This window comes from Streptomyces nogalater (assembly GCF_039532885.1).
In the GTDB taxonomy this organism is placed as follows: domain Bacteria; phylum Actinomycetota; class Actinomycetes; order Streptomycetales; family Streptomycetaceae; genus Streptomyces; species Streptomyces nogalater.
Map to the genome: position 1 here is coordinate 58477 of NZ_BAAASM010000037.1, position 25369 is coordinate 83845.

Below are 25369 nucleotides of genomic sequence, written 5' to 3' on the forward strand. Positions count from 1 at the left end.
GCCATGGCCGTTTCTCCGTCGTCCAGCGCCCGGCAAGCCCGGCAGGCTCTCGCGTCCCGGCTTGCGGATCTCTGCCTGGATGCCGGCCTGACCGGGGCCGAACTTGCCGAGCGCTGCGGGTGGAGCCGGTCGAAGACCTCTCGGATCAAGAACGGTCGTACGCCGCCGTCCGCCGACGACGTCCGGGCGTGGTGCCGGGCGTGCGGGGCGGAGGAACAGGCAGAGGACCTGATCGCGTCCCTGCGGACGGCCGAGGGCATGTGGGTGACCTGGCGGCGGATGGAACGTGCCGGACTGAACCAGGCCCAAGAGGCTCGCCTGCCCCTCTACCAGCGGACCCGCCGTTTCCGGTCGTACTCCTCCTGGCTGGTGCCCGGCGTGATCCAGACGTGGCAGTACACGACGGCGGTGCTCCGGGTGATCCAGCGACGGCGGGGGCTGGTGGATGACGTGGACGCCGCGGTGACCGCCCGCATGGAGCGTCAGCGCGTCCTCTGTGAGGGCGACCGGCGGTTCGCCTTCCTCCTGGAGGAGTCGGTGATCCGCTCCGGAATCGGTGGCTCGGACGTCATGACCGAACAACTGCGGCACCTCGTCACCGTGGCCTCGCGCCCCAACGTCAGTCTGGGCGTCGTCCCCATGCGGCCGGACCGGGAACGCTGGCCGGTCGAAGGGTTCTGGATCTACGACACCGCACAAGTCAACGTCGAATTGATCTCCGGCTATCTCACGATCACGCAACCCGGTGAGGTGGCCATGTACGCCGATACGTTCGCCGAGCTGGCGGGACTGGCCGTCTACGGAGCCGAGGCCCGGGCCCTGATCGGCGACGCCATCGAGCGGCTGAGCCGACTCGCGTGCAACTCGGTGCAACCCGGTGGGTGTCCAGCCCCCGCTGCTTCTACCGTCTGATCCAGGCGGTTACTCACGGTGAGTATCCCCATACTTGCCAGAATGAAGGAGAGACGGCGATGAGGGTAGGAACTGTTGCGCACACCGGGTCGGGCGACGGGGGCGACACGGTGCCCGGCCAGCCCTGGCAGCCTCCGCAGGATCCGCCGAGCCCCGACGGCGGCAGCCCGGAGGGGGACGGAAAGCACCGCAAGTGACAGCCGGCGCACCGCGTACGGACCGCCCCGGCCGCAAGGAGCTGGGGCGGCTCCTCATGGAATCGGGCGCGCTCTCCTCGGACTGGGCGCCGACGTTCGCCGCCGTCGACCGGGCCGCGTTCCTTCCGGATCTGATGTGGCCCTACGACATGGCGACCCGTGTGAGCACGCCTGTCGACAGGCGGGAGGACCCGGACACCTGGTACGCCGCCGTCGACAGCGACGTCCCCATCGTCACGCAGTGGGACGACGATTCGCACCGGGGCCCCGCTCCCGGGAAGCTGGCCACCAGTTCCTCGTCCATGCCGTCCGTGGTCTACTCCCTGCTCCAGAACCTGGACGTGGAGGACGGCATGCGCGTCCTGGACGTGGGCACGGGCACCGGCGAGACGGCCGGCGCGCTGACCCACCGGCTGGGACCGGGCAAGGTGACGACTGTCGAGGTCGATGCGGCGGTCTCGGCGAGGGCCCGGGAGCGCCTGTGCGGGCACGGTCTCTACCCGGACGTGATCGTGGGCGACGGGTTCCAGGGCCACCCCGGCGCGGCACCGTACGACCGCCTCCTGGCGACCGTCGGCATCCGCCGGGTGCCCCCGGCATGGATCCGGCAGGTCCGACCCGGCGGCGTGATCCTCGCACCCTGGGGCACCTCCTACGGCAACGAGGACGCCGTACTCCGCCTGGAGGTCGACGGCCGGGTGGCCGTCGGGCCCTTCACCCGGTCCGTGGAGTTCATGAAGCTTCGCGCGCAGCGGGGCGCCGCCGTCGTCCACGGCGACTATCTGGCGGCGGGGCCGCTGGAGGACGCGGAGCGGTCCACGACCCCGCTCACCGAGGAGGAGTTTCTGACGGGGCGGTTCACCGACCTGCCGTTCGTGCTCGGCCTGCGGGTGTTCCAGTGCCGTCAGGCCGTGGCGGAGAAGCGCGACGGGACCCGGCCCGTGTGGTTCTACGGCCTGACGGACAAGTCGTGGGCCTGTGTGATGTTCCGGGACGGCGAGCGACACGCCTCCGTATGGCAGTCGGGGCCCCGACGGCTCTGGGACGAGGTGACCGACGCCTACCTGTGGTGGAAGGGCCGGGGGTCCCCTGGCGTGACCCGGTTCGGTCTCACGGCCGACGCGTGCGGACAGCGTGCCTGGCTGGACGATCCGGCGAACGAGACCTGGCCCGTGACGTAGGTCTGACCTGCTACGGCGCACCTCGCACAGAGGGCCGGGGCCCGGCCGCGTAAGCTGGGCCCCGGCTCTGTCGTATGCCCACCCTCGCTCAAGGAGCACCCGTGGAGATCTTCTTCGAAATTCTGCTGGTCCTGGTCTGCGTCGGCGTACTCGCCTTCGCCGGTCTGACCGTGAAGAAGCTGTACCAGGGCCAGCGCTGACCCCCCTCTAGGAAAGCCTCCGCTCATGATCGAGATCCCGTCCGACCTGCACAAGGACCTTGTCCCGCTCGCCTTCCTGCTCGGCAACTGGGCCGGCGCGGGCGTGCACGACTTCCCCGGCTCGCAGAAGTGCAACTTCGGCCAGGAGGTCAGCTTCACCCACGACGGCCGGGACTTCCTGGAGTACCACTCCCACACCTGGGTGCTGGACAAGGACGGCAACAAGGTCCGCCCGCTGGAGTCGGAGTCCGGCTTCTGGCGGATCGACGCGGACCGCAAGGTCGAGGTCACGATGACCCGTGACGACGGTGTCATCGAGATCTGGTACGGCGAGATGGCCGACAAGAAGCCGCAGATCGACCTGGTGACGGACGCCGTCGCCCGCACCCCGGGCTCTCCCGCGTACAGCGGTGGCAAGCGGCTGTACGGCTATGTGAAGAGCGACCTGATGTGGGTGGGCGAGAAGCAGACCCCCGAGGTTCCGCTGCGCCCCTACATGTCGGCCCAGCTGAAGAAGGTCGTCACCCCCGAGGACGTCGAACGCTGGGCCAAGGCCCTCCCGGACGACCTGCCGGACAACGGCATCGCTTTCTTCAAGTAGTCCTAGACTCGTCGGTGTGGTGAGCACCGACTGGAAGAGTGATCTCAGGCAGCGCGGCTATCGGCTGACGCCGCAGCGGCAGCTCGTGCTCGAAGCCGTCGACACCCTTGAGCACGCGACCCCCGACGACATCCTCGTGGAAGTGAGGAAGACGGCGTCGGGGGTCAACATTTCCACCGTCTACCGGACGCTGGAGCTGCTGGAGGAGCTGGGCCTGGTCAGCCATGCCCATCTGGGGCACGGCGCGCCCACCTACCACCTCGCCGACCGGCATCACCATCTGCATCTGGTGTGCCGGGACTGCGAGGACGTCATCGAGGCGGACGTGGAGGTGGCCGCTGAGTTCACGGCCAAGCTGCGGCAGCAGTTCGGGTTCGACACCGACATGAAGCACTTCGCGATCTTCGGCCGGTGCCGGGACTGCTCGCCGAAGGGTTCAAGTCCCACGTCGTAGGCTTGCGTTATGAAGAGCCCCCTGCTGTCCCTGCCCGGCGCAGTCCCCGCCGAGGGTGTGGACGAAGGTGTCGCCGCCCACTACGGCGACCTGTTCCGCGAGCAGCGTGCCCTCGCCGACGGCACCGGTTTCGTCGACCTGTCGCACCGCGGTGTCGTCACCGTCAGCGGTGACGACCGGCTGAGCTGGCTGCATCTGCTGCTCACCCAGCACGTCAGCGAACTGCCCGCGGGCGAGGCCACCGAGGCCCTGATCCTCTCCGCGCACGGGCACATCGAACACGCGCTGTACCTGGTGGACGACGGTACGACCGTCTGGGCGCACGTGGAGCCCGGCACCCAGGACGCGCTGATCGCCTACCTGGAGTCGATGAAGTTCTTCTACCGGGTCGAGGTCGCCGACCGCACCGCCGACATCGCCGTCGTCCACCTGCCGGCCGGCTCCATCGCCGAGGTGCCGGACGGGGTCGTCGTACGCGAGACGGCGTACGGCCGTGATCTGTTCCTGCCGCGCGCGGAGCTGGAGTCCTTCGCCGCGTCGCACGGTCCCGCCGCGGGGCTGCTCGCCTACGAGGCGCTGCGGGTCGAGCAGCACCGGCCCCGGCTCGGGTTCGAGACGGACCACCGGACCATCCCGCACGAACTGGGCTGGATCGGTACGGCCGTGCACCTCCAGAAGGGCTGCTACCGGGGCCAGGAGACGGTCGCCCGCGTGCAGAACCTGGGCAAGCCGCCGCGCCGGCTGGTCTTCCTGCACCTGGACGGCAGCGAGGTGCACCTGCCGGCGCCGGGGACCGGGCTCCGCGTCGCGGACGACGGTCCCGAGGGCCGGAAGGTCGGGTTCGTGACGACGTCCGTACGCCATCACGAGCTGGGGCCGGTGGCGCTGGCCCTGGTGAAGCGGAACGTACCGGTCGACGCGAGGCTCCTGGCCGGAGAGACGGCGGCCGCCCAGGAGGTCGTGGTCGAGCCTTAGCCCTGTGGCCGGAGGCGCTTCACATCTCCAGCAGCACCGTGAACGGACCGTCGTTCGTCAGGTTCACCCGCATCCGCGCGCCGAAGCGGCCCGTGGCCACCGTCGCGCCCAGGGTGCGCAACTGGGCCACGACCTCGTCGACCAGGGGTTCGGCGAGGTCGCCGGGGGCCGCCGCGTTCCAGGTGGGGCGGCGGCCCTTGCGGGCGTCGCCGTAGAGGGTGAACTGGCTGATCACCAGCAGCGGTGCCCCGGTGTCGCTGCACGAGCGCTCGTCCTGGAGCATCCGGATCGTCCACAGCTTGCGCGCCAGCCGGGCCGCCTTCTCCTTGGTGTCCTCGTGGGTCACCCCCACCAGGACGCACAGCCCCTCGCCCTCGATCGCGCCGACCGTCTCGCCGTCCACGACGACGCTCGCGCCGTCCACCCTCTGTACCACCGCACGCATGCCGACCATCATGCCCGGTGTCCCGCCCCCGCCCGCACGGGGACCGATATGGATCCGTTACCGCCCATCTGGGGCCGTTCGGGGGCTCTCGGTCACAAAGCGGCCGGATGGGGTGGCACGATGCTTCCCACACGCCGGTCGAGGGGACGGTCACGCAGATGAGCACACCGAGCACGAGCTGGCGGCTGGGGACACAGGGACCGCACCGGCCGCCCGCGCAGCGCGCCGACGGCCCCCCAGGCCCCGGGTCCGCCGAGCCCGACCTGGCCCGGCTGAGCCTGCCCGAGCTGCGCGCCCTGCGCCGCGACGCCCAGCGGGACGAGGCGGACCTCAGCTATGTGCGGCGGCTGCTCCAGGGCCGTATCGACATCCTGCGCGCCGAGCTGGGGCGGCGCGGCCGGGCGTCCGTGCCGGCGCCGGCCGACGGCTCCGTGGTCGACCGGCTCGCGGAGATCCTCAAGGACGCCCCGGCCCGGCAGCGGTCCTCGGCCCGTCATGTCACGCTCGGCACCCCGCACAACGAGGAGTACGGGCGGCTGGCCGCGGAGATGCTCGCCGAGGTGGAGCTGTCGGACCTGACCGCGCGGACCGACCCGGAGCTGACCGCCGCCATGGGCCGCCTGGTCCGCTACGAGCAGGAGGTGTCCCGCTGCCGCCAGCGGCTCCAGCGCACCGCCGACGACTGCAGCGGGGAGATCGCCCGCCGGTACCGGGTGGGCGAGGCCCAGGTGGACGACCTGCTGACCTGAGCGCGGCCCGCGACCCGGCTGCGTAGGCTCCCCCTCATGGGTGAGATGGGTCTGCGCGAGCGCAAGAAGCGGCGGATGTACCAGGACGTGTCCGACATCGCCGTACGGCTGTTCCTGGAGCGCGGCTTCGACGCGGTGTCCGTGGCGGAGGTCGCCGCCGCGGCCGGGATCTCCAAGCCGACCCTCTTCCGGTACTTCCCGGCCAAGGAGGACCTGGTCCTGCACCGGATCGCGGACCACGAGACGGAGGCCGCCCGGGTGGTCGCCGGGGCCGCCGACCCGGTGGCCGCGCTGCGCGGGCACTTCCTGGCCGGGCTGGACCGGCGCGACCCGGTGACCGGCCTGAACGACCACCCCGAGGTGCTCGCCTTCCACCGGCTGCTCTACGGCACCCCGTCCCTGGCGGCGCGGGTCTACGCCCATCAGGAGCGGTCGGAGGCGGCGCTCGCCGAGGCGCTCGGCGGCGATCTGGACGCGCGGCTGGCCGCCGGGCAGATCATCGCCGTCCAGCGGGTCCTGGCCCAGGAGAACTGGCGGCGGATCGCGGCGGGGGAGCCGGTCGGGAAGGTGGCGCCGGATGCCGTACGGGCGGCCGAGCGGGCGTTCGCCCGGCTGGCGAAGGGGCTCCCGGAGACGGGCCCGGCCGCTGAGACTCGGTAAAAAATTTAACTCGGTAACGTTTTGTCGTACGCTGGCGGCATGACGTCGACCGATCCCGCCCTCACGGAAGCCCTGCACACCGAGCGCGCCTACCACGACGCCTGCCGCGCGGCCCTCGCCGCGATGGTCGACGGCGCCGCCGGACAGGTCGTCGTCGGCGAGGACGTCTCCGCCTCCGGAGCCGACGCCGAAGTCCTCGGCTACCGGCTGCGCAGCCAGGCCAAGGCCCTGCGCGAACTGCCGCCCGGGCCGCTGTTCTTCGGCCGGCTGGACTTCGCCGGCGGCCACCCCGAGCACGGCGGGCAGAGCTACCACGTGGGCCGGGTACGCATCACCGAGGACCCGGCCGCCCCGCCGCTCGTCGTCGACTGGCGGGCCCCCGTCTCCCGCGCCTTCTACCAGGCGAGCGCCACCGACCCGCAGGGCGTCGAGGTGCGCCGCCGGTTCGGCTGGGCCCCCGGCAGCCGGGGCGACGCCGCCGACCTCACCGCGCTGGAGGACGAGCACCTGGGCCGGGGCGAGTCGCGGACCAGCGACATCGTGGCCCGCGAGATCGAGCGGCCCCGTGTCGGCCCCATGCGGGACATCGCCGCCACCATCCAGCCCGAGCAGGACGACCTCGTCCGCGCCCCCCTCACCGACTCGGTGTGCGTGCAGGGCGCGCCCGGCACCGGGAAGACCGCCGTCGGCCTGCACCGGGCCGCGTACCTGCTCTACACCCACCCCAGGCGGCTCCAGCGCTCCGGCCTGCTCATCCTCGGCCCCAACCCGACCTTCCTCCGGTACATCGCCGAGGTGCTGCCCTCGCTCGGCGAGACCGCCCGGCACGGCACGGCCGACAAGGGTTACCGCCAGAGCACCCTGCTGGACGAGATCGCCCGCCACCCGGCCACCGGCACCGACCCGCTGTCCACGGCCACCGTCAAACACGACCCGCGCATGGCCGAGGTGCTGCGCCGGGCCCTGTACGCGCGGGTCACCGCCGACCGCGTGACCGACCTCGCCGTGCCGGACGGCTCCTACCGCTGGCGGGTCTCCGCCGGCGAACTGGCCGAGCTGGTGGCGGAGGTCCGCGCCGAGGAACCCCCGTACGCCATCGGCCGGGAACGGGTGCGCACCCGGGTGGTACGACGCCTGCGCGAGCAGGCCGAACGGCGCTCCGGGGTGCTGCCCGCCTCCTGGGTCCGCCGGATCGAGCGGTGCCGGCCGCTGACCGCGCAGCTGGACGCGGTGTGGCCGAAGGTCCGCCCCGAGGAGGTCCTCGCCGGGCTCCTCACCGACGCCGGGGAACTGGCGCGCGCCGCCGACGGCCTGCTGGACCCCGAGGAGCGGGCGGCGCTGCTGTGGCCGCGCCCGCCCCGCTCGTACAAGTCCGCCCGCTGGTCGGCCGCCGACCTGGTCCTGCTGGACGAGCTGGCCGGGCTGATCGAACACCCCGAGGGCTACGGCCACATCGTCGTGGACGAGGCGCAGGACCTCTCCCCGATGGAGTGCCGGGCCATCGCCCGCCGGGCCGCGTTCGGCTCGCTCACCGTCCTCGGCGACCTCGCCCAGGGCACCACCCCGTGGGCCGCCCGGGACTGGTCCGTCCAGCTGCGCCACCTGGGCCGGCCCGACGCGGCCGTGGTGCCGCTGACCACCGGGTTCCGGGTGCCGGCCGCCGTGCTGGAGCTCGCCAACCGGCTGCTCGCCCGGCTCGGCGTGGCCGTACCCCCCGCCACCTCGCTGCGCACCGACGGCGAGCTGACCCTCAGGCCGGCCGGGGACGTGCTCGCCGCCACCGTGACCGCCGTCCGCGACGCCCTGGCCCGGGAGGGCTCGGTCGGCGTGATCACGGCCGACGCGGACACCGACCGGGTACGGGCGGCCCTGACCGGCGCCGGCCTGGACGCGGCCGGACCCGAGGCGCTCGGCGCCCGGCTGGCCGTCGTCCCCGCGAGCCTGGTCAAAGGCCTGGAGTACGACCACGTCATCGCCGTGGAACCGGCGGCCGTGGCGGAGGCGGAGGAGCGGGGCGCGCACCGGCTGTACGTGGTGCTGACCCGGGCGGTCTCCCGCCTGGACGTGGTGCACGCCCGCCCGCTGCCGTTCTGAGACCCCGGCGGGCCTCAGCGGCCGACGTACTCCGCCAGGTGCTCGCCGGTGATCGTGGAGCGGGCCGCGACCAGCTCCGCGGGGGTGCCCTCGAAGACGATCCGGCCGCCGTCGTGGCCGGCGCCGGGGCCCAGGTCGATGATCCGGTCCGCGTGCGCCATGACCGCCTGGTGGTGCTCGATGACGATCACCGACTTGCCCGCGTCGACCAGCCGGTCCAGCAGGCCGAGCAGATGCTCCACATCGGCCGGGTGCAGACCGGTGGTCGGCTCGTCCAGGACGTAGATCCCGCCCTTGTCGCTCATGTGCGTGGCCAGCTTCAGCCGCTGCCGCTCGCCGCCGGACAGCGTGGTGAGCGGCTGGCCGAGGGTGAGGTAGCCGAGGCCCACGTCGGCCAGGTTCCGCAGGATCCGGTGCGCCGCCGGGGTGCGGCCGTCCCCGCCGGCGAAGAACTCCTCGGCCTGCTCCACCGTCATCGCCAGCACCTCGCTGATGTCCCGGCCGCCGAGCCGGTACTCCAGCACCGAGGCGTCGAACCGCCGGCCCTCGCACTCCTCGCAGGTGGTGGCCACCCCGGCCATGACGGCCAGGTCGGTGTAGACGACCCCGGCGCCGTTGCAGGCCGGGCAGGCGCCCTCGGAGTTCGCGCTGAACAGCGCCGGCTTCACCCCGTTGGCCTTGGCGAACGCCTTGCGGATCGGGTCCAGCAGCCCGGTGTACGTCGCCGGGTTGCTGCGCCGCGAGCCGCGGATGGGGGCCTGGTCGACGAAGACGACGCCCGCGCCGGCCGGTACCGACCCGTGCACCAGCGAACTCTTTCCGGACCCGGCCACCCCGGTGACGACCGTCAGCACGCCGAGCGGGATGTCGACGTCGACGCCCTTCAGGTTGTGGGTGGCGGCGCCGCGGATCTCCAGAGCGCCGGACGGCTCGCGCACCGAGTCCTTCAGCGCGGCCCGGTCGTCCAGATGGCGGCCGGTGAGCGTACGGGCGGCGCGCAGCCCGGCGACGGTGCCCTCGAAGCAGACGGTGCCGCCGGCCGTACCGGCGCCCGGACCGAGGTCCACCACATGGTCGGCGATCGCGATGACCTCCGGCTTGTGCTCCACGACGAGCACCGTGTTGCCCTTGTCCCGCAGCCGCAGCAACAGGTCGTTCATCCGCCGGATGTCGTGCGGGTGCAGACCGGCGGTCGGCTCGTCGAAGACATAGGTGACGTCGGTCAGCGAGGAGCCGAGGTGGCGGATCATCTTCGTACGCTGCGCCTCGCCGCCCGAGAGGGTGCCCGCGGGCCGGTCCAGGGAGAGATAGCCGAGGCCGATCTCCACGAACGAGTCGAGCGTGTCGCGCAGCGAGGCGAGCAGCGGCGCCACGGACGGCTCGTCCAGGCCGCGCACCCACTCGGCCAGGTCGCTGATCTGCATCGCGCAGGCGTCGGCGATGCTGATGCCCTTGATCTTCGAGGAGCGGGCGGCCTCGCCGAGCCGGGTGCCGGCGCAGTCCGGGCAGGTGGTGAAGGTGACCGCGCGGTCCACGAACTCCCGGATGTGCGGCTGCATCGCCTCCCGGTCCTTGGCGAGCATGGACTTCTGGATGCGCGGGACCAGACCCTCGTACGTCATGTTGATGCCGGCGATCTTCATCCGGGTCGGCTCGCGGTACAGGAAGTCGTCCAGCTGCGCCTGGGTGAAGGTGCGGATCGGCTTGTCCGGGGCGTAGAGGCCGGACTCGGTGTAGAGGCGGTGGTTCCAGCCGCCGGGCTTGTAACCGGGGATGGTGAGCGCGCCCTCGTCGAGGGACTTGTCGGAGTCGTAGAGCTGGGACAGGTCGATGTCGGTGACCGTGCCGCGGCCCTCGCAGCGCGGGCACATGCCGCCGGTGATGCTGAACTCGCGGCGCTCCTTCACCTGCTTCCCGCCGCGTTCCACGGTGACCGCGCCGGCCCCGCTGATGGAGGCGACGTTGAAGGAGAACGCCTTGGGCGAGCCGATGTGCGGGGTGCCGAGCCGGCTGAAGAGGATGCGCAGCATCGCGTGGGCGTCGGTGGCGGTGCCGACCGTGGAGCGCGGGTCGGCGCCCATCCGCTGCTGGTCCACGATGATGGCGGTGGTCAGCCCCTCCAGCACGTCCACGTCGGGCCGCGCCAGGGTGGGCATGAAGCCCTGGACGAACGCGCTGTACGTCTCGTTGATCAGCCGCCGCGACTCCGCGGCGATGGTGTCGAACACCAGGGAGCTCTTGCCCGAGCCGGACACGCCCGTGAACACCGTCAGCCGGCGCTTGGGTATCTCCACGCTGACGTTCCTGAGGTTGTTCTCCCGCGCTCCGTGCACCCGGATCAGCTCGTGGCTGTCGGCGGTGTGCGACGCGGTCACCGGCGCGTCGTCCGTCCTCGTGGTCATGCTCATCGCCTCTCCGTCCGTGAAACCCCCGCCACGCTAGCGGCGCACCCAGCCCACCCGCTTCTCCATTCCTGACCTCGTCACGGGCCCGTCCCCCGCGGGGGACGGCGGGCGCCGTGGACGACGGCCGGGAGGTGCCCGCGCACGCCACCGGCACGCCGGTCCGGCCCGGACGGGCGGAGCGGGTTTGGGGCGCGGCTCGCGGCGGAAGTCTCCGGCATGCGCCCCGACGACTGGCACCTCACCGGAGACATCGACGCCTTCCTCGCCCGCGCCGGGGGTTTCCTGCGGTCGCGGCCGGACCTGCACACCATGGCGCTGACGGTGACCGAGACCCTGCGCACCGGCGGTCCGGAGGCCTACGGCGCCGGGGCCCCGCTCCTCGGGTACCTGGAGGAGGCGGGCGAGGTCCGTGCCGCCTTCCACCGCGGGAGGCGGGGGCTGCTGAGCCCCACCGTCCTCACCCCGGAGCAGGCCGGCGCCCTCGCCGCCCGGCTGGCCGGCCTCGGCCACGTCCTGCCCGGGGTCAGCGCCGAGCAGCACACCGCCGCGGCCTTCGCCGAGGCGTGGCGGCGGCGCACGGGCGCCACGCCGGTCCTGCGCGCGCAGCGGGTACGCCTGTACCGGCTCGGCACCCCGGCCCCGCCCGACCCGCACCCGGAGGGCCGGGCCCGGGCCGTCGGCGAGCGGGACCACGAGCGGCTCGTGCGCTGGTGCCGCGCGTTCGCCGCGGACGTACGGGAGGACTTCCCCGCGGACGCGGGGGCCTGGTCCGGCACCCGGTTCGCCGCCAAGCGCTTCACGTTCTGGCAGACCCCGGACGGCACGCCCGTCTCCATGGCCGGCGCGACCCCGGCGGTCGCCGGCCACGTCCGGGTGGACCCCGTCTACACCCCCGCCCCCCTGCGCGGTCGCGGTTACGCGGGCGCGGTGACGGCGGCGGTGGGCCGGGCCGCGCTGGCCGCGGGCGCCCGCACGGTCGTCCTGTTCGCGGACCCGGCCAACCCCACCAGCACCGCCCTCTACCAGCGCATCGGATACGACCCGGTCGCCGAGTTCACGGTGTACGACTTCACGTGAGGCGGCCGTGGGCCCCGGCTCGCTCGGCCGGCGCCGGGGCCCTCGCTCAGCCGGTGTGGAGGACCCGGAAGCGGCCGGGGTCCGCCGGGTCCCGGTCGACGACCTGGACCGGCGGCCAGACCCACTGCCGGACACCGATGCCCGGCGCCCGGGAGAAACGGATGCGTCCGCGGGTGCCTTCGGTCTCGACGCCCGCCCAGGACGCGGCGACGCGCGCCCGGTCCGTGCCGTGGGCGCGCAGCACGTCGGCGAGGACGGCGATCGTGTCGTAGCCCTCGAAGGCGACGAAGGAGGGCGCTCGGGCCGGCCGCTCGCGCAGGGCCGCCTCGACGCGGACGCCGAGCGGGGTGAGGCGCTCGGGCAGGTAGCGCAGGAACGGGATCCCGGCGCCGTCACCGCCCAGCAGCGTCGCCCACCCGGCGAACTCCGGCTGCCCGGCCGGGGCGCCGATCAGGACGCCGGCGAGGCGCGGGTCGCGCCGCACGGCCCTGACGACCGACGCGGCCGGCTCCGGGTGGCCGGCCAGCAGCAGGAGGGCCGTCGCGCCGTGGGCGGCGAGCGCGTCGCACAGGGCGGCGGTGCCGAGCGCGTCCACGTCGAGTTCCACGACGCCGCCGCCATGCGCCGCGAGGTGGTCGCGCAGGATGCCGGTCCCGGACGCCCAGTAGACGCTCGGCTGGGCCGCCACGGCGATCCGGCGGTGGCCCGCGCCGAGCAGGAAGTCCGCGTAGACGCGCCAGCCGTGGGACTGTGCCGGGGCGATCCGCGCGACCCACTCCGTCGGCTGCCCGGTGAGCGCGTCGAGAACCGCGGACGAGCACAGGAACGGCAGGCCGAGGGCGTCCGCCCGGGCGGCGGCGGCGCGGGCGACGACGCTGTGGTACTCGCCCGCCACGGCGGCCACGTCCAGCCGGGCCAGTTCCTCCACGGCCGCCGCGGCCCGCTGCGGATCGGCGGCGGTGTCCCGCACCACCAGCTCCAGCGGCCGCCCGCCGACCCCGCCGGCGTCGTTGACGTCACGGACGCCCAGCTCCAGCCCGGCGAGCAGCTGCCGCCCCGCCTCGACCCAGCCGGGCGGCGTCAACGGCACGAGGGCCCCGATCCGGACGGCCGTCCCGCCGGCCCCGCCCACCCCCGGCGACGTACTCATACGGCGACGCCCCCGCCCCTCTCGTCCCGCTCCGGCGGGTCCACCCGGCTGATCACGCGGGCCATTGCACCCACGGCCCGCACCGGCGGGCAACCGGTCGTCCACCCCTCGGACACCAGGGGAGGCTCAGCCGGTGATCTCCCGGAGCAGGTCGCCGCTGTCGTCGTACAGCTCCAGAACGAAGCCCACCCCGAACCGCCGGAGCAGCGAGGCGAGCACATCGAGCCTGTCGGCGACCTCCAGCCCGCCCTGACGGACAACTCGGCCACCGCCGAAATGCTGCGTTCAGGATGAGGTGTCCGGCCTCGGGGATGATGAAGCCGTCGCGTTCCAGTGCCCGGAGGGACTGTGTGAGCACCTTGGACGTGATGTTCCGCAGAGGGACCCGGAGCTCGGAGAACCGGCGGGGGCCGTCTTCGAGACACTGGACGATCATCGCCCCAACACCACCGCACGCATGTCGGTGTCGAAGGGGCCTGATCCAGCGGATGCCCCGGCCCCACGAGCCGGACACACTATTGCAAGCAGGTGCTTGCAATAGTTAGCGAAGGTGGGGCAAGGTGGAGGCATGGCATCGCTGAACGTCGGCAATCTCGGTGAGTACCTGCGCGAGCAGCGGCGCAACGCCCAGCTGTCGCTGCGGCAGCTCGCCGACGCCGCCGGGGTGTCCAACCCGTACCTGAGCCAGATCGAGCGCGGGCTGCGCAAGCCCAGCGCGGAGGTGCTCCAGCAGGTCGCCAAGGCCCTGCGCATCTCCGCCGAGACGCTGTACGTCCGCGCCGGCATCCTCGACGCCGAGCGGGACCGGGACGAGGTCGAGACGCGCGCCGTCCTCCTCGCCGACCCCTCGCTCAACGAGCGGCAGAAGCAGGTGCTGCTACAGATCTACGAGTCCTTCCGCAAGGAGAACGGATTCGGGACCGGCGAGCCCGCCGGTCCGGCCCGGGACGGGGACGGCGCCACGGACCAGGGAACCGGTGGCGGCAGTACGGCCGGCGGAGGCGATGCCGCCGGAAGCGACACCGACGCCGGTCGGCGGCGGACGGCCGGATAACGCCGGACCAGGGCTCGGACGCCCGCCGCGGACCTCGTCAACCCAGCCGAACGCGAATTCGATCCGGGAGGATCCCCACCATGGCCATCACCGACGACCTGCGCAAGACCCTCAGCGACCCGACCCCGCTCTACTTCGCCGCCGGCACCGCCGATCTGGCGCTTCAGCAGGCCAAGAAGGTGCCGGCCCTGGTCGAGCAGCTGCGCGCCGAGGCCCCGGCCCGCATCGACGCCGTACGCAACACCGACCCCAAGGCCGTGCAGGAGAAGGCCGCCGCCCGCGCCAAGGAGGCGCAGGAGACCCTTCAGGCCAAGGTCGGCGAGCTCATCGGCTCCCTCGACGTGAAGAAGCTCGGCGAGACCGCCCAGGACCTCGCCCTGCGCGGGGTCGGCGTCGCCGCCGAGTACGCCGTCAAGGCCCGCGAGACCTACGAGAAGGTCGCCGAGCACGGCGAACAGGCCGTGAAGACCTGGCGCGGCGAGGCCGCCGAGGAGATCGAGGACCTGGCGATCGCCGTCGAGGGCAAGCCCGAGCCGGTCCAGGTCCGCGACGACGAGCCCGAGCCGGCCGGGGCGAAGGCCGAGCCCGCCGCGGACAGGAAGCCCGCGGCGAAGAAGGCGCCGGCCGCCCGCAAGTCCACCACCGCGAAGAACACCGCCCCGTCGGCCAAGGGAGAGTGACCGGTCCCGCGGGCACGGGCCGGGCACCTCTGGGGTGTCCGGCCCGTTCTATGGGTACGGTGGCGGCGTAGCAGGGGTTCGCGAATCGACGGATGGTGGGCGACATGCTGATGTTGGGCTTCGCGGGGTTCATGGGCATCTTGAAGATCGTCCTCATGGCCCTGGCCGCGGTCGGACTGTTCGACGCCGCGTTCCGGCGGGAGGACGCCTTCCGCGCCGCCGACAAGCAGAACAAGGTGTTCTGGCTGATCATCCTCGGCATCGCGCTCGTGGTCAGCTATCTGTTCTCGATCCTGTCCATCCTGCCGATCGCCGGCGCGGTCGCCAGCATCGTCTACCTCGTCGACGTCCGCCCCGCCCTCCAGCAGGTGGGCGGCGGCCGCGGCCGCGGCCGCCGGGGCAGCAGCAGCGACGGTCCGTACGGGCCGTGGAACGGCGGCCGCTAGTCGCATCCCGCGAGCGGGCGCCTGCCGAGTGCCGGGTGGGCCGGGTGCGGGCCGTAGCGCTGCGCGGCTCCGCCGCGCGGGCGCGAACGGCCCCCACGCACCCGCGCCCGGCGACGGCGCGCCGGCCCTACGGCGGAACCCCCTACGCCGCCCGGTCCAGCAGCACCACGGCCACGTCGTCCGTCAGCTCGCCCCCGTTCAGCTCGCGGACCTCGTGCACCGCCGCCCGCAGCAGTTCCTCCCCGCGCAGCCCCTCGGCCAGCTGCCGGCGGATCATCTCCACCATGCCGTCCTGCCCCAGCCGCTCCCCGGACGCGCCGACCCGGCCCTCGATCAGGCCGTCGGTGTAGAGCATCAGGCTCCACTCCGAGCCCAGCTCCACCTGCATCCGGGGCCAGCGGGCGCCGGGCAGCAGGCCCAGGGCGGGGCCGTTGTTGTCGTAGGGCAGCAGCCGCGGCGCCCGGCCCGGGCGGGCGATCAGCGGGGCCGGATGGCCCGCCAGGCACAGGCCCGCGCGGCGGCCGTCGGGGGCGATGTCCACCGTGCACAGCGTCGCGAAGATCTCCTCGTCGGAGCGCTCGTGCTCGAGCACCTGCTGGAGGGTGTTCAGCAGCTCGTCCCCGCACAGCCCGGCCAGGGTCAGCGCCCGCCAGGCGATGCGCAGCTCCACGCCCAGCGCGGCCTCGTCCGGACCGTGCCCGCAGACGTCGCCGATCATGGCGTGCACGGTGCCGTCCGGGGTGCGGACGGCGTCGTAGAAGTCACCGCCGAGCAGGGCCCGGGAGCGGCCCGGCCGGTAGCGGGCGGCGAACCGCAGCGAGGAGCCGTCCAGCAGCGGGGTGGGCAGCAGACCGCGCTCCAGGCGGCGGTTCTCCTGCGCGCGCAGCCGGCCCTCGGCGAGCCGCCGCTCGGCCGTCTCGGACCGCTTGCGCTCCACGGCGTAGCGGATGGCGCGGCTGAGCAGCCGGCCGTCCAGCTCGTCGCGGAACAGATAGTCCTGGGCGCCCACGCGCACGGCCTCGGCGCCGCGCTCGGCGTCGCCGGAGGCGGTCAGCGCGAGCACGGCGTGCCGGGGCGCGAGCCGCAGCACGTGCCGGAGCACGGCCAGCTCGTCGTCGGTGTCGTCGCCGCCCGGCGCCGGGAGTGCCAGGTCCAGCAGGATGCAGTGGACGTCGTCGGTGAGCAGCCGCTCGGCCTCGGTGAGGTTGCGGGCGGTGCGCACGCGGATCGGCTTGCCGGCCGAGTCCAGCAGGTCGGGCACGATCGGCGAGCCGGCCGGATCGTCCTCGATCAGCAGCAGGGTGAGAGTGGCGCCGGTGCCGTGCGCGGGCGTGGCGTCGCGGTGCGCCTCTTCCTTGAGGGGGCCGCCGGCGGTCTGCGGGGCCTGCGCGTGACCACTCTCCACGGCCGGGATCGCTCTCTGCCGCGGTACGGGTACGGGCATCGTCTTGGGTTCCTTCCCTCCCCCCGAGGGCACGGCGGCATCGAGGGTCTCGACCCACCGACCGGTGACCATAGCGGCTGGGACCGCCCCGACGGAATGGTGTGAGCCGGGTCGCCGCGCCGGCCGCCGCCGTCATATGCCGCGTTCCGTACCGCAGTTGGACACGGTGACGGCCCGCGCGGGATGACGAAGCTCACGTCCGGCCAGAGCCGGCCGTGCGGTGGGTCACGTGACCCGGGTCACCGGTGGGGGGCCTGCGCGGCGCCCGTCACGCGTCCGGTCGTACGACGCCCAGGATCGGCATCGAGCCGGCGCCCGCCTCCGTCACCGTGCGGCCGGGGCGCGGGGCGTGGATGACCGTGCCGTCGCCGATGTACAGCGCGACATGGCTGGCGTCGTCGAAGTAGATGACGAGGTCGCCGGGGCGCATGTCCTCGACGTCCACGTGCGGCAGCTGCCGCCACTGCTCCTGCGAGGTGCGCGGGACGGGGTGCCCGGCGGCGGCCCAGGCCTGGGAGGTCAGGCCCGAGCAGTCGAAGGAGTCCGGACCCTCGGCGCCCCACACATACGGCTTGCCGAGCTGCGCGGCGGCGTACTTCACGGCCTTCTCGCCCGGCGCGGAGGCCTGGCCGGGGGCGTCCTTGAGGACACCGGTGTCCAGCCAGGCGGTCTGTGCCTTCCGCGCGGCCTCCCGCTCCAGCTGGGCGAGCCGCTCCTTCTCCTTCTCCTCCAGCCGGGACTGGAGCTTCTCCGCCGCGTCGATCCGCTGCTCGATCTTCCTCTTGGCGGCGGCCTTGGCCTTGCGGTTGCTCTCCAGCCGCTTCCACTGCGCGGAGGCGTCGTCGGAGTACGCCCGCAACTCCTTCTGGGCGCGGGTCATCTCGGACATCAGCCCGGAGGCCGCCCGCTGGCCCTGGAGCACCCGGCCGGCGCCGTCCAGGAACCGGCCGGGGTCGTCGGTGAGCAGGAACCGGGCGGTGGAGGACAGGCCGTTGGTGCGGTACTGGTCCCGGGCCGCCGCGCCCGCCTGGTCCTTCAGTCCGTCCAGCCGCCGCTGCCCCTGGTCGATCTTCCGGGCCAGTTCCGCGATCTCGGCGGACTGCTTCTTCGCCTTCTCCTCGGCCGCGTTGTAGGCGTCGGTGGCCACGGAGGCGTCGTGGTAGAGCTTGTCGAGCCGGACGCGGACGGCCTCAAGGTCCTTGTCCGGCAGGGGAGTCACCGCGGGTGCGGGCGTGGGGGCGGGCGCGGGTATGGGGGCGGGGGCCGCGAACGCCGTGCCGGGTGCCGCGAGGACGGTCACCGCGCAGACCACGGTCAGGGCGGCCGTGAGCAGGCCGCGCTTACCCGAACCCATACTTATTCCCCCAAACTGATTTACCGTCAGTAACTTACGGTCGTCTGAGGGATCGTGCCACGCTCGCGAGCAAAGCGACAGAGGCCGTCGGACACCGGATGCCCCCGCCCGGCCGCCGGGTACGGGTAGTCACCTCGCCGGTGTGGCGAACGGGACGCGCGAAGCGTTCCCCCGCGCGCGGGTCCGGACCGGCCGGCGCTCAGCCCGTCGGCGCCAACGCCGCCCAGGCCACGGTGACTTCGCCCTGCCGCCAGCGGGCCGGGGCGTCCGTCACCGGCCAGTCGGCGGTCAGGTCCCGCACCGCGCGCATCCAGCGCTGGCGGGCGCCGTAGGAGGCGTAGGGCGCGGCGGCGGCCCAGGCGCGGTCGAAATCGCGCAGGAAGGCGTGGACCGGCTCGCCCGGGACGTTGCGGTGGATCAGCGCCTTCGGCAGCCGCTCGGCGAGATCGGAGGGGCGCTCCAGGGAGCCCAGCCGGGTGGCGAAGGTGACCGTACGGGGGCCCTCGGGGCCGAGCGCCACCCACACGTGCCGGCGGCCGATCTCGTCACAGGTGCCCTCCACCAGCAGCCCGCCCGGGGCGAGCCGCGCGCACAGCTGCCGCCACACCGGGGCGACCTCGGCCTCGTCGTACTGGCGCAGCACGTTCGCGGCCCGGATCAGCACCGGGCGCCCGGGCACCGGCACCTCGAAGCCCCCGTGCCGGAAGACGAGGCCCTCGCGCTCGTACGGCCGCGCCGCCGCGACCCGGACCGGTTCGATCTCGATGCCGACCACGCGGGTGCGGGGCGCCGCCGTACGCAGCCGGGTGAGCAGCTCCACGGCCGTCCAGGGCGCGGCGCCGTAGCCCAGGTCGACGGCCACGGGGTCGCTCGCGCGGCGCAGCGCGGCGCCGTGCGTGGCCGCGATCCAGCGGTCCATGCGGCGCAGCCGGTTGGGGTTGGTCGTCCCGCGCGTCACCGTGCCCACAGGCCGGGACGCCGCGGGGGTTCTCATGGATACGAGGGTAAAGGGCCCGTGCGGCCCGCAAGCGGGGCGGGGAACCGCCCGACCGGCCACGACGCGCGACCGCCTCGACGCGTCCGCGGCGCCCCGGCCACGGCGAGGCCGACCACAGATCGAACAATTGGCCGACTTTGGGTAATGATTCGGTAAAGCCGCTTGATCGGGAAATGGCAGGGCACCCACCCGCTGTTGGAGCCCTAGGGAGGGCGCCGGTGGGCCCTTCCACGGCATGCCCGCACCAAGGAGGTCCGCCACGTGAGCCAGTACGTCAGCAGGCTCGGGCGACGCTCCCCGTCGGCCTCCCGGCTCCGGCTGCACCGCAGACCCCGGCGCGTCGCCATGCTCTCCGTGCACACCTCCCCGCTCCACCAGCCCGGCACCGGTGACGCGGGCGGCATGAACGTCTACATCGTGGAGCTGGCCCAGCGCCTCGCCGAGATCGACATCGAGGTGGAGATCTTCACCCGGGCCACGACCGGCGGCCTGCCCCCCGCCGTCGAGCTGGCGCCCGGCGTGCTCGTCCGGCACGTCGACGCGGGCCCCTACGAGGGCCTGGCCAAGGAGGACCTCCCGGCCCAGCTGTGCGCCTTCACCCACGGCGTGATGCAGGCGTGGGCCGGTCACCGCCCCGGCCACTACGACCTGGTCCACTCCCACTACTGGCTCTCCGGCCACGTCGGCTGGCTCGCCGCCCAGCGCTGGGGCGTGCCCCTGGTGCACGCCATGCACACCATGGCCAAGGTCAAGAACGCCAACCTGGCCGAGGGCGACACCCCCGAGCCCGCCGCCCGGGTGATCGGCGAGACCCAGATCGTGGCCGCCGCCGACCGGCTCATAGCCAACACCGCCGAGGAGGCCGGCGAGCTGGTCCGGCACTACGCGGCCGACCCCGCGAAGGTCGCCGTGGTCCACCCCGGCGTCAACCTCGGCCGCTTCCGTGCCGCCGACGGCCGTGCCGCCGCCCGCGCCCGCCTCGGCCTGCCCCAGGACGCCCTGATCCCGCTCTTCGCCGGCCGCATACAGCCGCTGAAGGCGCCCGACGTGCTGCTGCGCGCCGTGGCCGTGCTGCTGGAGTGGCGCCCCGAGCTGCGCTCCCGCCTGGTCGTCCCGGTCGTCGGCGGCCCCAGCGGCAGCGGGCTCGCCAAACCGGAGGGGTTGCAGAAGCTCGCGGCCCGGCTGGGCATCGCGGACGTGGTGCGCTTCCGGCCGCCGGTCGGGCAGGAGCAGCTGGCCGACTGGTTCCGGGCCGCGTCCGTCCTGGTCATGCCGTCGCACAGCGAGTCCTTCGGCCTGGTCGCCATCGAGGCGCAGGCGACCGGCACCCCGGTGCTCGCGGCCGCGGTCGGCGGACTGCCGGTGGCCGTGCGCGACGGCGAGACCGGCTTCCTCGTCCAGGGCCACGACCCGGCCGACTACGCGCGCGTGCTGGGCCGCTTCGCCGACCACCCGGACCTCACGGAGCGCATGGGCCAGGCCGCCGCCCGGCACGCCCAGTCCTTCGGCTGGGACACGGCCGCCGCCACCACCGCCGACGTCTACACGGCCGCGACCCAGTACCACCGCCGTCGCGTACGCTCCCACCATGGCTGATGTCGAGAAGGCCGGGCAGGTCCTGGAGGGCGTCTTCGAGGACGCGGAGCTGGAGTGGGAGAGCCCCGGGCCCGGGAACTACGTGGTCCAGCTCCCCGGCACCCGCAAGCTGTCCACGACGGTCTCCTTCCTCGTCGGCCGCCACTCCCTGTCGCTGAACGCCTTCGTCGTCCGCCACCCCGACGAGAACGAGCCCGGCGTCCACCGCTGGCTGCTGGAGCGCAACCTCAGGCTCTACGGCGTGAGTTACGCCGTGGACCGCCTCGGCGACATCTACGTCACCGCCCGCCTCCCGCTCGCCTCCGTCACCCCGGACGAGGTCGACCGGCTCCTCGGCCAGGTCCTGGAAGCGGCCGACGGCGCCTTCAACACGCTGCTGGAGCTGGGCTTCGCCTCCTCGATCCGCAAGGAGTACGCCTGGCGGGTGGCCCGCGGCGAGTCCACCAGGAACCTGGAGGCGTTCACCCACCTGCTCGAACGCCCGGCGGACTGAGGCGGGCGGCGCGGACCCGGGGTCAGGACGGCTCCGGCCGGGGCGTCTCCGTACCGGCCCCGTGGTCGAGTTCGTCGGCGAACGCCCGCAGGGCATCGGCCAGTTCCTTCTTGGTCGGCAGCTGGCCGACCTTCCTGTCCAGCTCGGTGACGCGCCGGTTCAGCTCCTCCAGGCTCGCCGTCCCGGTGGGCTCGTCCGTGGGGCCGGGGCCGTCCGGGCCGGGTTCGGTGCCGCCGTCGGCGCCCGCGGTGCCGCTTGCCTCGCCGCTGCCTCCGCCGAAGAAACCACCGGTGCTGCCGGAGCCGGCGACGTCACTCTCCTGCGGGATGCCGTCGGTCGCGCCTCCGCTGCCGGACCCACCGCCATCGGCCGTACCGCCATCGGCCGTACCGCCGTCGGTGGTGCCGCCGACGGACGTGCCCGCGGTGTCCGGGGCCGGCTCCGAGTCCGACTGGACGGTGGCCGCGGGGCCGCTCCCGTGGCGGGGGGCGTCGTCCGAGGGAGCCGCGAGCGCCACGCCGACGCCTACGGCGACCAGGGCCGCGGCACCCGCGACGGCGAGCGAGAGGCGTCTGAGCGGCAACGCCCGGGCGGGGCCGGACGAGTCGCCGGAGGTCTGTGCTTCTGGTGCTTCGGATGTGTCAGCCATGCGGGGAGGCTAACCAGCGGTGATCGGCGGACGGGCGGCTTCCGCCGAACCCCTCGCACACCATCGCCGTACGGCCCCGCGGCCACCGCTAGGGACGGCGGGCACTGTCGCGGTAGCGGCCCGGCGTGACGCCGACCAACTTCCGGAAGTGCCGGGTGAGATGAGCCTGGTCGTAGAACCCGGTGGCCGACGCGACCTCGCCCGGCGGCACCCCGTCGAGCAGCAGCCGCCGGGCCCGCCCGACCCGCCGGGACATCAGGTACTGGTGCGGCGCGATGCCGTACGCCCCGCTGAACGCCCGTACCAGATGCGCCGGATGGGCGTGCAGCGACCGCGCGGCCTCCTCCAGCGAGACACCGGCAACGACCCGGGCGTCCAGCAACTCCCGCAGCCGGCGGGCCAGTACCGGGTCCCGGAACCGGCGCGGCGCACCGGCGCGCGGCCGCAGATGCCGGCGCAGCCGCTCCGCGACCAGCGTCAGCCTGCTCTCCGCCTCCAGCTCGTCGCCGGGCCGGGCGAGGGCGGAGTGCAGCCGGGCGACGCGCACCCGGAGCACGGGGTCCCGCAGATCGGGGGAGTCCACGGCCGGACCGATCAGCTCCTCCCCGAGCCGGCCGGCGTCGAGATACACGACCCGCTTGCGGAAACCCCCCGGTGTGGCGGGGGAGCCGTTGTGCGGCACGTGCGGCGGCAGCAGTGTCACGGTGTCGTGCGGGGTGCCGTGCTCGTGCCGGCCGAGGTCGTACCGTACGGCCCCGTCGTCCACGATCAGCAGCGTCCACGCGTCGTGGACGTGCATCGGATAGGCGTACTCGGTGAAGCGGGCGTGGAAGACCTCGGTGACGCCCGGCACCACGGGGCGCCACGCGGTGACGAGTTCCTGCCCGGCGGCCATGCAAAAAACGTACAAGACCCGGCCGTGTCCCGGAGGGGAGTCTCGGTGCATGAACACCGAACCCCTCCGCTTCGACACGAAGATCGCCGTACTGCTGCGCGAGGACCTGGAGCCCTGGCAGCGTCTGAACGTCACCGCCTTCCTGGTCAGCGGCCTGGGTACCGCGTCCCCCGAGGTGATCGGGGAGCCGTACGAGGACGCGGACGCCGTGCCGTACCTGCCGATGTTCCGCCAGCCCGTGCTGGTCTTCGAGGGCGCCAAGGAGACCCTGAAGGCGGCCCACGGCAGGGCGCTCGGCCGCGCCCTGCCGCGCGCGGTGTTCACCTCGGACCTGTTCGCCACGGGCAACGACCGCGACAACCGCGCGGCGGTCCGGGCCGTCCCGACCGGCGACCTGGACCTGGTCGGGCTGGCGGTGTACGGCCCGAAGAACGCCGTGGACAAGGTCCTCAAGGGCGCGCGGATGCACCCGTGAGCGTGCTCAGCCGAACATGCCGGGCACGTAGTCGCCGGCGGGCTGCCGGACGAGCACGTTCGCGCGGTTGTAGGCGTTGATCAGGGCGATGAGCGCGACCAGGGCGCCGAGCTGCTCCTCGTCGTAGTACCGGGCGGCGTTCGCCCACGCCTCGTCCGGGACCCCGCCGGAGCCGTCGGCGATCCGGGTGCCCTGCTCCGCCAGCTCCAGCGCGGCCCGCTCGGCCTCGGTGAAGACGGTGGCCTCCCGCCAGACCGCGACCAGGTGCAGCCGGGTGGCGCTCTCCCCGGCCGCCGCCGCGTCCTTGGTGTGCATGTCGGTGCAGAACCCGCAGCCGTTGATCTGGCTGGCGCGGATCTTCACCAGTTCCTGCGTGGCGGCCGGCAGCGAGGACTCCGCGAGCGCCTGGCCGGCGGCGTTGAAGTGCCGGATGACCTTGCCGATGACCGGGTTGGTGAACAGGTTGAGACGAGCGTCCATGGTGTCCTCCTGGTGGGGTGCGGCTGCTTCCACCTCACTGACGGACACGAACGCGGGAATGTGACACGGGTAGGTGTGAGCTGGGTCTCACGGGTCTCACTACGGGCGGGCCGGGCGGGTACGGCTCTTCGCCTGTGCGCCGACGGGTGCGGGCGTGGGCCTGGGCCTGGGTGTGGGTGTGGGCAAGGGCGCCGGTGCCGGGGTGGGGCCGGGCGGTACGACGATCTCTCTCCCCTCCCCCCGCGCCGACGGGCGCCGGGGGGGGGGGCTCAGGCGGCAGGGATTTCAGCCCCCGCCCCCGCTCCTGCCCCCGCCCCCTTGTCGGCCGGGGCCGGAGCCGCGGCGCCGGCGGGCTCCTCCGGCGGCAGCCGGCGCATCAGCACGCCGTACCCGACACCGGCGCCCGTCCCCACCACCGCGCACATGCCCCACAGCCAGCCCGCGCCGAGGCGGTCGATGACCGCGCCCGACATCAGCGGGGCGACCAGCGCGGCGACGGACCAGGACAGGGTGTACACGCCCTGGTAGCGCCCGCGGCCGTGCACCGGCGAGAGCCGGACCACCAGGCCGGTCTGGGTCGGGGCGTTGACGATCTCGGCCAGGGTCCACACGCACACGGTGAGCATGAAGACGCCGACCGACCCGGCGAAGGCGGTCAGCCCGAAGCCGTATCCGGCGAGCACCGAGGAGACGACCAGCAGGGTGCGCGGATCGCGGTGCTCGATGAACCGGGTGACGGGGATCTGGAGGGCGACGATCAGGACGCCGTTGACGGCGATGACCAGGCCGTAGTCGGCGGGGGAGAACCCGGCGCGCCCCATGGCCACGGGCAGTGCGACCGAGCCCTGCTGGAAGATCAGCGCGACGAGGAAGGACAGCCCGACGACGGCCATGTACCGCCCGTCGCGCAGCACCGTGCCGAGGCCGACTTCCGTTTCCGCCTGCCGGGAGGTGGGCGCGGGCCGCGACTCGGGCACCTTCGCGAAGACCACGACCGCGCAGGCCAGGGTCATCCCGGCCTCGATCAGGAACCCGGCGAGGTAGCTGAACTCGGCGATGAACCCGGCCGCCATGGAGGAGACGGCGAAGCCGAGGTTGATCGCCCAGTAGTTGAGGGAGAAGGCGCGCACCCGGTCCTCTGGGCGCACGATGTCGGCCATCATCGCCTGGACGGCGGGCCGGGAGGCGTTGGAGGCCATGCCGACGAGGAAGGCGACGCCGGCGATGGCCACCGGGTCGGTCATGAACCCGAGCAGGGCCACGGAGCCGGCGGTGGCGCTCTGCGCGATCAGCAGCGTGGGCCGCCGGCCCAGCCGGTCGGCCATCACCCCGCCGCCCAGCGAGGAGACGACCCCGCCGAGCCCGTGCAGGGAGGCGACGAGACCGGCGTACGAGGCGGAGTAGCCGCGGTCGAGTGTGAGGTAGAGCGCCATGAACGTGGCCACGAAGGCGCCGAGCCGGTTGACGAGCGTGCTCGTCCACAGCCACCAGAACTCGCGTGGCAGTCCGGAGACGGACTCCCGGACGGCACGTCTGACACGGGCTGGCGACATCGAGGTTCCCCCACGGCGGTAAGCGGCTCAAGCAGCGGTCATACCTTACGAAGGGGGTGCCCGGCGTCGCCATTCAATTAGCGGAACGTGTCAGTCGACGCGGGTTGCCGGTACGCCTCCGGCGCCCGACCGAGTCCCGTCCGGGATGTCTCA

General features: G+C 73.4%; 26 protein-coding genes and 1 pseudogene. 16 read left to right on the forward strand and 11 right to left on the reverse strand.

Annotated features, from left to right (window positions below):
* Positions 1 to 3: 3 nt before the first annotated feature.
* The 6 genes from ABD350_RS25235 to ygfZ all read left to right on the forward strand — a co-directional run bounded on the left by ABD350_RS25235 (position 4) and on the right by ygfZ (position 4520).
* Entirely contained in the window at positions 4 to 912 is a 909-nt protein-coding gene (locus tag ABD350_RS25235; RefSeq protein ID WP_344350631.1) for a helix-turn-helix domain-containing protein, read from the forward strand.
* Between the two features lie 59 nt (positions 913 to 971).
* Positions 972 to 1109 (forward strand): hypothetical protein, encoded by a 138-nt coding sequence (locus tag ABD350_RS25240; RefSeq protein WP_344350632.1) that lies wholly within the window; start codon positions 972 to 974, stop codon positions 1107 to 1109.
* On the forward strand, positions 1106 to 2290 hold the full coding sequence (locus ABD350_RS25245) for a methyltransferase domain-containing protein (RefSeq protein WP_417801511.1): 1185 nt from the start codon (positions 1106 to 1108) through the stop codon (positions 2288 to 2290). The genes ABD350_RS25240 and ABD350_RS25245 overlap by 4 nt, the downstream gene beginning before the upstream one ends.
* Before the next feature lie 225 nt (positions 2291 to 2515).
* The gene (locus ABD350_RS25250; protein WP_344350633.1) at positions 2516 to 3091 is read left to right on the forward strand and encodes a heme-binding beta-barrel domain-containing protein; all 576 of its coding nucleotides are present in this window, start codon (positions 2516 to 2518) and stop codon (positions 3089 to 3091) included.
* Between the two features lie 16 nt (positions 3092 to 3107).
* Positions 3108 to 3545 (forward strand): Fur family transcriptional regulator, encoded by a 438-nt coding sequence (locus tag ABD350_RS25255; protein WP_344350634.1) that lies wholly within the window; start codon positions 3108 to 3110, stop codon positions 3543 to 3545.
* Between the two features lie 9 nt (positions 3546 to 3554).
* A complete protein-coding gene (ygfZ, locus tag ABD350_RS25260; RefSeq protein WP_344350635.1) occupies positions 3555 to 4520 on the forward strand; it encodes a CAF17-like 4Fe-4S cluster assembly/insertion protein YgfZ in 966 nt (321 codons plus the stop codon).
* A 19-nt stretch (positions 4521 to 4539) separates the two neighbouring features.
* Here the strand turns inward: ygfZ and dtd are convergent, their stop codons facing one another.
* On the reverse strand, positions 4540 to 4965 hold the full coding sequence (gene dtd / locus ABD350_RS25265; RefSeq protein WP_344350636.1) for a D-aminoacyl-tRNA deacylase: 426 nt from the start codon (positions 4963 to 4965) through the stop codon (positions 4540 to 4542).
* 158 nt (positions 4966 to 5123) lie between these two features.
* Here dtd and ABD350_RS25270 point away from each other — a divergent pair, with 158 nt between their 5' ends.
* From ABD350_RS25270 to ABD350_RS25280, 3 genes are read left to right on the forward strand one after another with little or no spacing between them, the layout of a single operon-like run.
* Entirely contained in the window at positions 5124 to 5714 is a 591-nt protein-coding gene (locus tag ABD350_RS25270; protein ID WP_344350637.1) for an RsiG family protein, read from the forward strand.
* Between the two features lie 36 nt (positions 5715 to 5750).
* Positions 5751 to 6374: a TetR family transcriptional regulator gene (locus ABD350_RS25275; RefSeq protein WP_344350638.1), complete on the forward strand. Its 624-nt coding sequence runs from the start codon at positions 5751 to 5753 to the stop codon at positions 6372 to 6374.
* Positions 6375 to 6413: 39 nt separating this feature from the next.
* Positions 6414 to 8468 (forward strand): HelD family protein, encoded by a 2055-nt coding sequence (locus ABD350_RS25280; RefSeq protein ID WP_344350640.1) that lies wholly within the window; start codon positions 6414 to 6416, stop codon positions 8466 to 8468.
* Between the two features lie 14 nt (positions 8469 to 8482).
* On the opposite strand, the gene ABD350_RS25285 is transcribed toward ABD350_RS25280, so the two are convergent.
* Positions 8483 to 10876 (reverse strand): ATP-binding cassette domain-containing protein, encoded by a 2394-nt coding sequence (locus tag ABD350_RS25285; protein WP_382466688.1) that lies wholly within the window; start codon positions 10874 to 10876, stop codon positions 8483 to 8485.
* Positions 10877 to 11089: 213 nt separating this feature from the next.
* Between ABD350_RS25285 and ABD350_RS25290 the strand changes: the two genes are divergently transcribed.
* Positions 11090 to 11950: a GNAT family N-acetyltransferase gene (locus tag ABD350_RS25290; protein WP_344350643.1), complete on the forward strand. Its 861-nt coding sequence runs from the start codon at positions 11090 to 11092 to the stop codon at positions 11948 to 11950.
* A 46-nt stretch (positions 11951 to 11996) separates the two neighbouring features.
* On the opposite strand, the gene ABD350_RS25295 is transcribed toward ABD350_RS25290, so the two are convergent.
* Positions 11997 to 13100, reverse strand: a complete 1104-nt coding sequence (locus tag ABD350_RS25295; protein WP_344350644.1) for an ABC transporter substrate-binding protein — start codon at positions 13098 to 13100, stop codon at positions 11997 to 11999.
* Positions 13101 to 13410: 310 nt separating this feature from the next.
* A pseudogene (locus tag ABD350_RS25300) lies at positions 13411 to 13536 on the reverse strand (winged helix-turn-helix transcriptional regulator); the annotation flags it as partial.
* A 132-nt stretch (positions 13537 to 13668) separates the two neighbouring features.
* On the opposite strand from ABD350_RS25300, the gene ABD350_RS25305 reads away from it, so the two are divergent.
* From ABD350_RS25305 to ABD350_RS25315, 3 genes are all read left to right on the forward strand, one after another.
* Positions 13669 to 14154, forward strand: coding sequence for a helix-turn-helix domain-containing protein (locus ABD350_RS25305; RefSeq protein WP_344350645.1), 486 nt, complete (start codon positions 13669 to 13671; stop codon positions 14152 to 14154).
* An 80-nt stretch (positions 14155 to 14234) separates the two neighbouring features.
* Positions 14235 to 14834 carry a hypothetical protein gene (locus ABD350_RS25310; RefSeq protein WP_344350646.1) on the forward strand — a complete coding sequence of 200 codons (600 nt, stop codon included), beginning with the start codon at positions 14235 to 14237 and terminating at the stop codon, positions 14832 to 14834.
* A gap of 104 nt (positions 14835 to 14938) precedes the next feature.
* Entirely contained in the window at positions 14939 to 15280 is a 342-nt protein-coding gene (locus ABD350_RS25315) for a DUF2516 family protein (RefSeq protein WP_344350647.1), read from the forward strand.
* Between the two features lie 142 nt (positions 15281 to 15422).
* On the opposite strand, the gene ABD350_RS25320 is transcribed toward ABD350_RS25315, so the two are convergent.
* The 3 genes from ABD350_RS25320 to ABD350_RS25330 all read right to left on the reverse strand — a co-directional run bounded on the left by ABD350_RS25320 (position 15423) and on the right by ABD350_RS25330 (position 19072).
* A complete protein-coding gene (locus tag ABD350_RS25320) occupies positions 15423 to 16724 on the reverse strand; it encodes a PP2C family protein-serine/threonine phosphatase (RefSeq protein WP_344350648.1) in 1302 nt (433 codons plus the stop codon).
* Between the two features lie 268 nt (positions 16725 to 16992).
* Positions 16993 to 18078, reverse strand: a complete 1086-nt coding sequence (locus ABD350_RS25325; protein ID WP_344350650.1) for a C40 family peptidase — start codon at positions 18076 to 18078, stop codon at positions 16993 to 16995.
* A 199-nt stretch (positions 18079 to 18277) separates the two neighbouring features.
* A complete protein-coding gene (locus tag ABD350_RS25330; RefSeq protein WP_344350651.1) occupies positions 18278 to 19072 on the reverse strand; it encodes a class I SAM-dependent methyltransferase in 795 nt (264 codons plus the stop codon).
* Positions 19073 to 19336: 264 nt separating this feature from the next.
* Here ABD350_RS25330 and mshA point away from each other — a divergent pair, with 264 nt between their 5' ends.
* Together mshA and ABD350_RS25340 are read left to right on the forward strand one after the other, a co-directional pair.
* Positions 19337 to 20671, forward strand: a complete 1335-nt coding sequence (gene mshA / locus ABD350_RS25335) for a D-inositol-3-phosphate glycosyltransferase (protein WP_344350653.1) — start codon at positions 19337 to 19339, stop codon at positions 20669 to 20671.
* The gene (locus ABD350_RS25340; protein WP_344350654.1) at positions 20664 to 21164 is read left to right on the forward strand and encodes a type III secretion system chaperone family protein; all 501 of its coding nucleotides are present in this window, start codon (positions 20664 to 20666) and stop codon (positions 21162 to 21164) included. The genes mshA and ABD350_RS25340 overlap by 8 nt, the downstream gene beginning before the upstream one ends.
* A 22-nt stretch (positions 21165 to 21186) precedes the next feature.
* On the opposite strand, the gene ABD350_RS25345 is transcribed toward ABD350_RS25340, so the two are convergent.
* Together ABD350_RS25345 and ABD350_RS25350 are read right to left on the reverse strand one after the other, a co-directional pair.
* A complete protein-coding gene (locus tag ABD350_RS25345; RefSeq protein ID WP_344350655.1) occupies positions 21187 to 21813 on the reverse strand; it encodes a hypothetical protein in 627 nt (208 codons plus the stop codon).
* 88 nt (positions 21814 to 21901) lie between these two features.
* Entirely contained in the window at positions 21902 to 22708 is an 807-nt protein-coding gene (locus ABD350_RS25350) for a helix-turn-helix transcriptional regulator (RefSeq protein ID WP_344350656.1), read from the reverse strand.
* Between the two features lie 49 nt (positions 22709 to 22757).
* Here ABD350_RS25350 and ABD350_RS25355 point away from each other — a divergent pair, with 49 nt between their 5' ends.
* The gene (locus tag ABD350_RS25355; RefSeq protein ID WP_344350657.1) at positions 22758 to 23183 is read left to right on the forward strand and encodes a DUF2000 family protein; all 426 of its coding nucleotides are present in this window, start codon (positions 22758 to 22760) and stop codon (positions 23181 to 23183) included.
* Positions 23184 to 23189: 6 nt separating this feature from the next.
* Here the strand turns inward: ABD350_RS25355 and ABD350_RS25360 are convergent, their stop codons facing one another.
* Both ABD350_RS25360 and ABD350_RS25365 read right to left on the reverse strand, forming a co-directional pair.
* Positions 23190 to 23663, reverse strand: a complete 474-nt coding sequence (locus ABD350_RS25360) for a carboxymuconolactone decarboxylase family protein (RefSeq protein WP_344350658.1) — start codon at positions 23661 to 23663, stop codon at positions 23190 to 23192.
* Positions 23664 to 23932: 269 nt separating this feature from the next.
* Positions 23933 to 25216 carry an MDR family MFS transporter gene (locus tag ABD350_RS25365; RefSeq protein ID WP_344350659.1) on the reverse strand — a complete coding sequence of 428 codons (1284 nt, stop codon included), beginning with the start codon at positions 25214 to 25216 and terminating at the stop codon, positions 23933 to 23935.
* Positions 25217 to 25369: the final 153 nt, after the last annotated feature.

Bases quoted from the DNA above. Each gene is read 5' to 3' on its own strand.
- ABD350_RS25235 (WP_344350631.1), top strand. From the start codon at position 4: ATGGCCGTTTCTCCGTCGTCCAGCGCCCGGCAAGCCCGGCAGGCTCTC.
- ABD350_RS25240 (WP_344350632.1), top strand. From the start codon at position 972: ATGAGGGTAGGAACTGTTGCGCACACCGGGTCGGGCGACGGGGGCGAC.
- ABD350_RS25250 (WP_344350633.1), top strand. From the start codon at position 2,516: ATGATCGAGATCCCGTCCGACCTGCACAAGGACCTTGTCCCGCTCGCC.
- ygfZ (WP_344350635.1), top strand. From the start codon at position 3,555: ATGAAGAGCCCCCTGCTGTCCCTGCCCGGCGCAGTCCCCGCCGAGGGT.
- dtd (WP_344350636.1), bottom strand. From the start codon at position 4,965: ATGCGTGCGGTGGTACAGAGGGTGGACGGCGCGAGCGTCGTCGTGGAC.
- ABD350_RS25270 (WP_344350637.1), top strand. From the start codon at position 5,124: ATGAGCACACCGAGCACGAGCTGGCGGCTGGGGACACAGGGACCGCAC.
- ABD350_RS25275 (WP_344350638.1), top strand. From the start codon at position 5,751: ATGGGTGAGATGGGTCTGCGCGAGCGCAAGAAGCGGCGGATGTACCAG.
- ABD350_RS25280 (WP_344350640.1), top strand. From the start codon at position 6,414: ATGACGTCGACCGATCCCGCCCTCACGGAAGCCCTGCACACCGAGCGC.
- ABD350_RS25285 (WP_382466688.1), bottom strand. From the start codon at position 10,876: ATGAGCATGACCACGAGGACGGACGACGCGCCGGTGACCGCGTCGCAC.
- ABD350_RS25290 (WP_344350643.1), top strand. From the start codon at position 11,090: ATGCGCCCCGACGACTGGCACCTCACCGGAGACATCGACGCCTTCCTC.
- ABD350_RS25295 (WP_344350644.1), bottom strand. From the start codon at position 13,100: ATGAGTACGTCGCCGGGGGTGGGCGGGGCCGGCGGGACGGCCGTCCGG.
- ABD350_RS25305 (WP_344350645.1), top strand. From the start codon at position 13,669: ATGGCATCGCTGAACGTCGGCAATCTCGGTGAGTACCTGCGCGAGCAG.
- ABD350_RS25310 (WP_344350646.1), top strand. From the start codon at position 14,235: ATGGCCATCACCGACGACCTGCGCAAGACCCTCAGCGACCCGACCCCG.
- ABD350_RS25315 (WP_344350647.1), top strand. From the start codon at position 14,939: ATGCTGATGTTGGGCTTCGCGGGGTTCATGGGCATCTTGAAGATCGTC.
- ABD350_RS25320 (WP_344350648.1), bottom strand. From the start codon at position 16,724: ATGCCCGTACCCGTACCGCGGCAGAGAGCGATCCCGGCCGTGGAGAGT.
- ABD350_RS25325 (WP_344350650.1), bottom strand. From the start codon at position 18,078: ATGGGTTCGGGTAAGCGCGGCCTGCTCACGGCCGCCCTGACCGTGGTC.
- ABD350_RS25330 (WP_344350651.1), bottom strand. From the start codon at position 19,072: ATGAGAACCCCCGCGGCGTCCCGGCCTGTGGGCACGGTGACGCGCGGG.
- ABD350_RS25340 (WP_344350654.1), top strand. From the start codon at position 20,664: ATGGCTGATGTCGAGAAGGCCGGGCAGGTCCTGGAGGGCGTCTTCGAG.
- ABD350_RS25345 (WP_344350655.1), bottom strand. From the start codon at position 21,813: ATGGCTGACACATCCGAAGCACCAGAAGCACAGACCTCCGGCGACTCG.
- ABD350_RS25350 (WP_344350656.1), bottom strand. From the start codon at position 22,708: ATGGCCGCCGGGCAGGAACTCGTCACCGCGTGGCGCCCCGTGGTGCCG.
- ABD350_RS25355 (WP_344350657.1), top strand. From the start codon at position 22,758: ATGAACACCGAACCCCTCCGCTTCGACACGAAGATCGCCGTACTGCTG.
- ABD350_RS25360 (WP_344350658.1), bottom strand. From the start codon at position 23,663: ATGGACGCTCGTCTCAACCTGTTCACCAACCCGGTCATCGGCAAGGTC.
- ABD350_RS25365 (WP_344350659.1), bottom strand. From the start codon at position 25,216: ATGTCGCCAGCCCGTGTCAGACGTGCCGTCCGGGAGTCCGTCTCCGGA.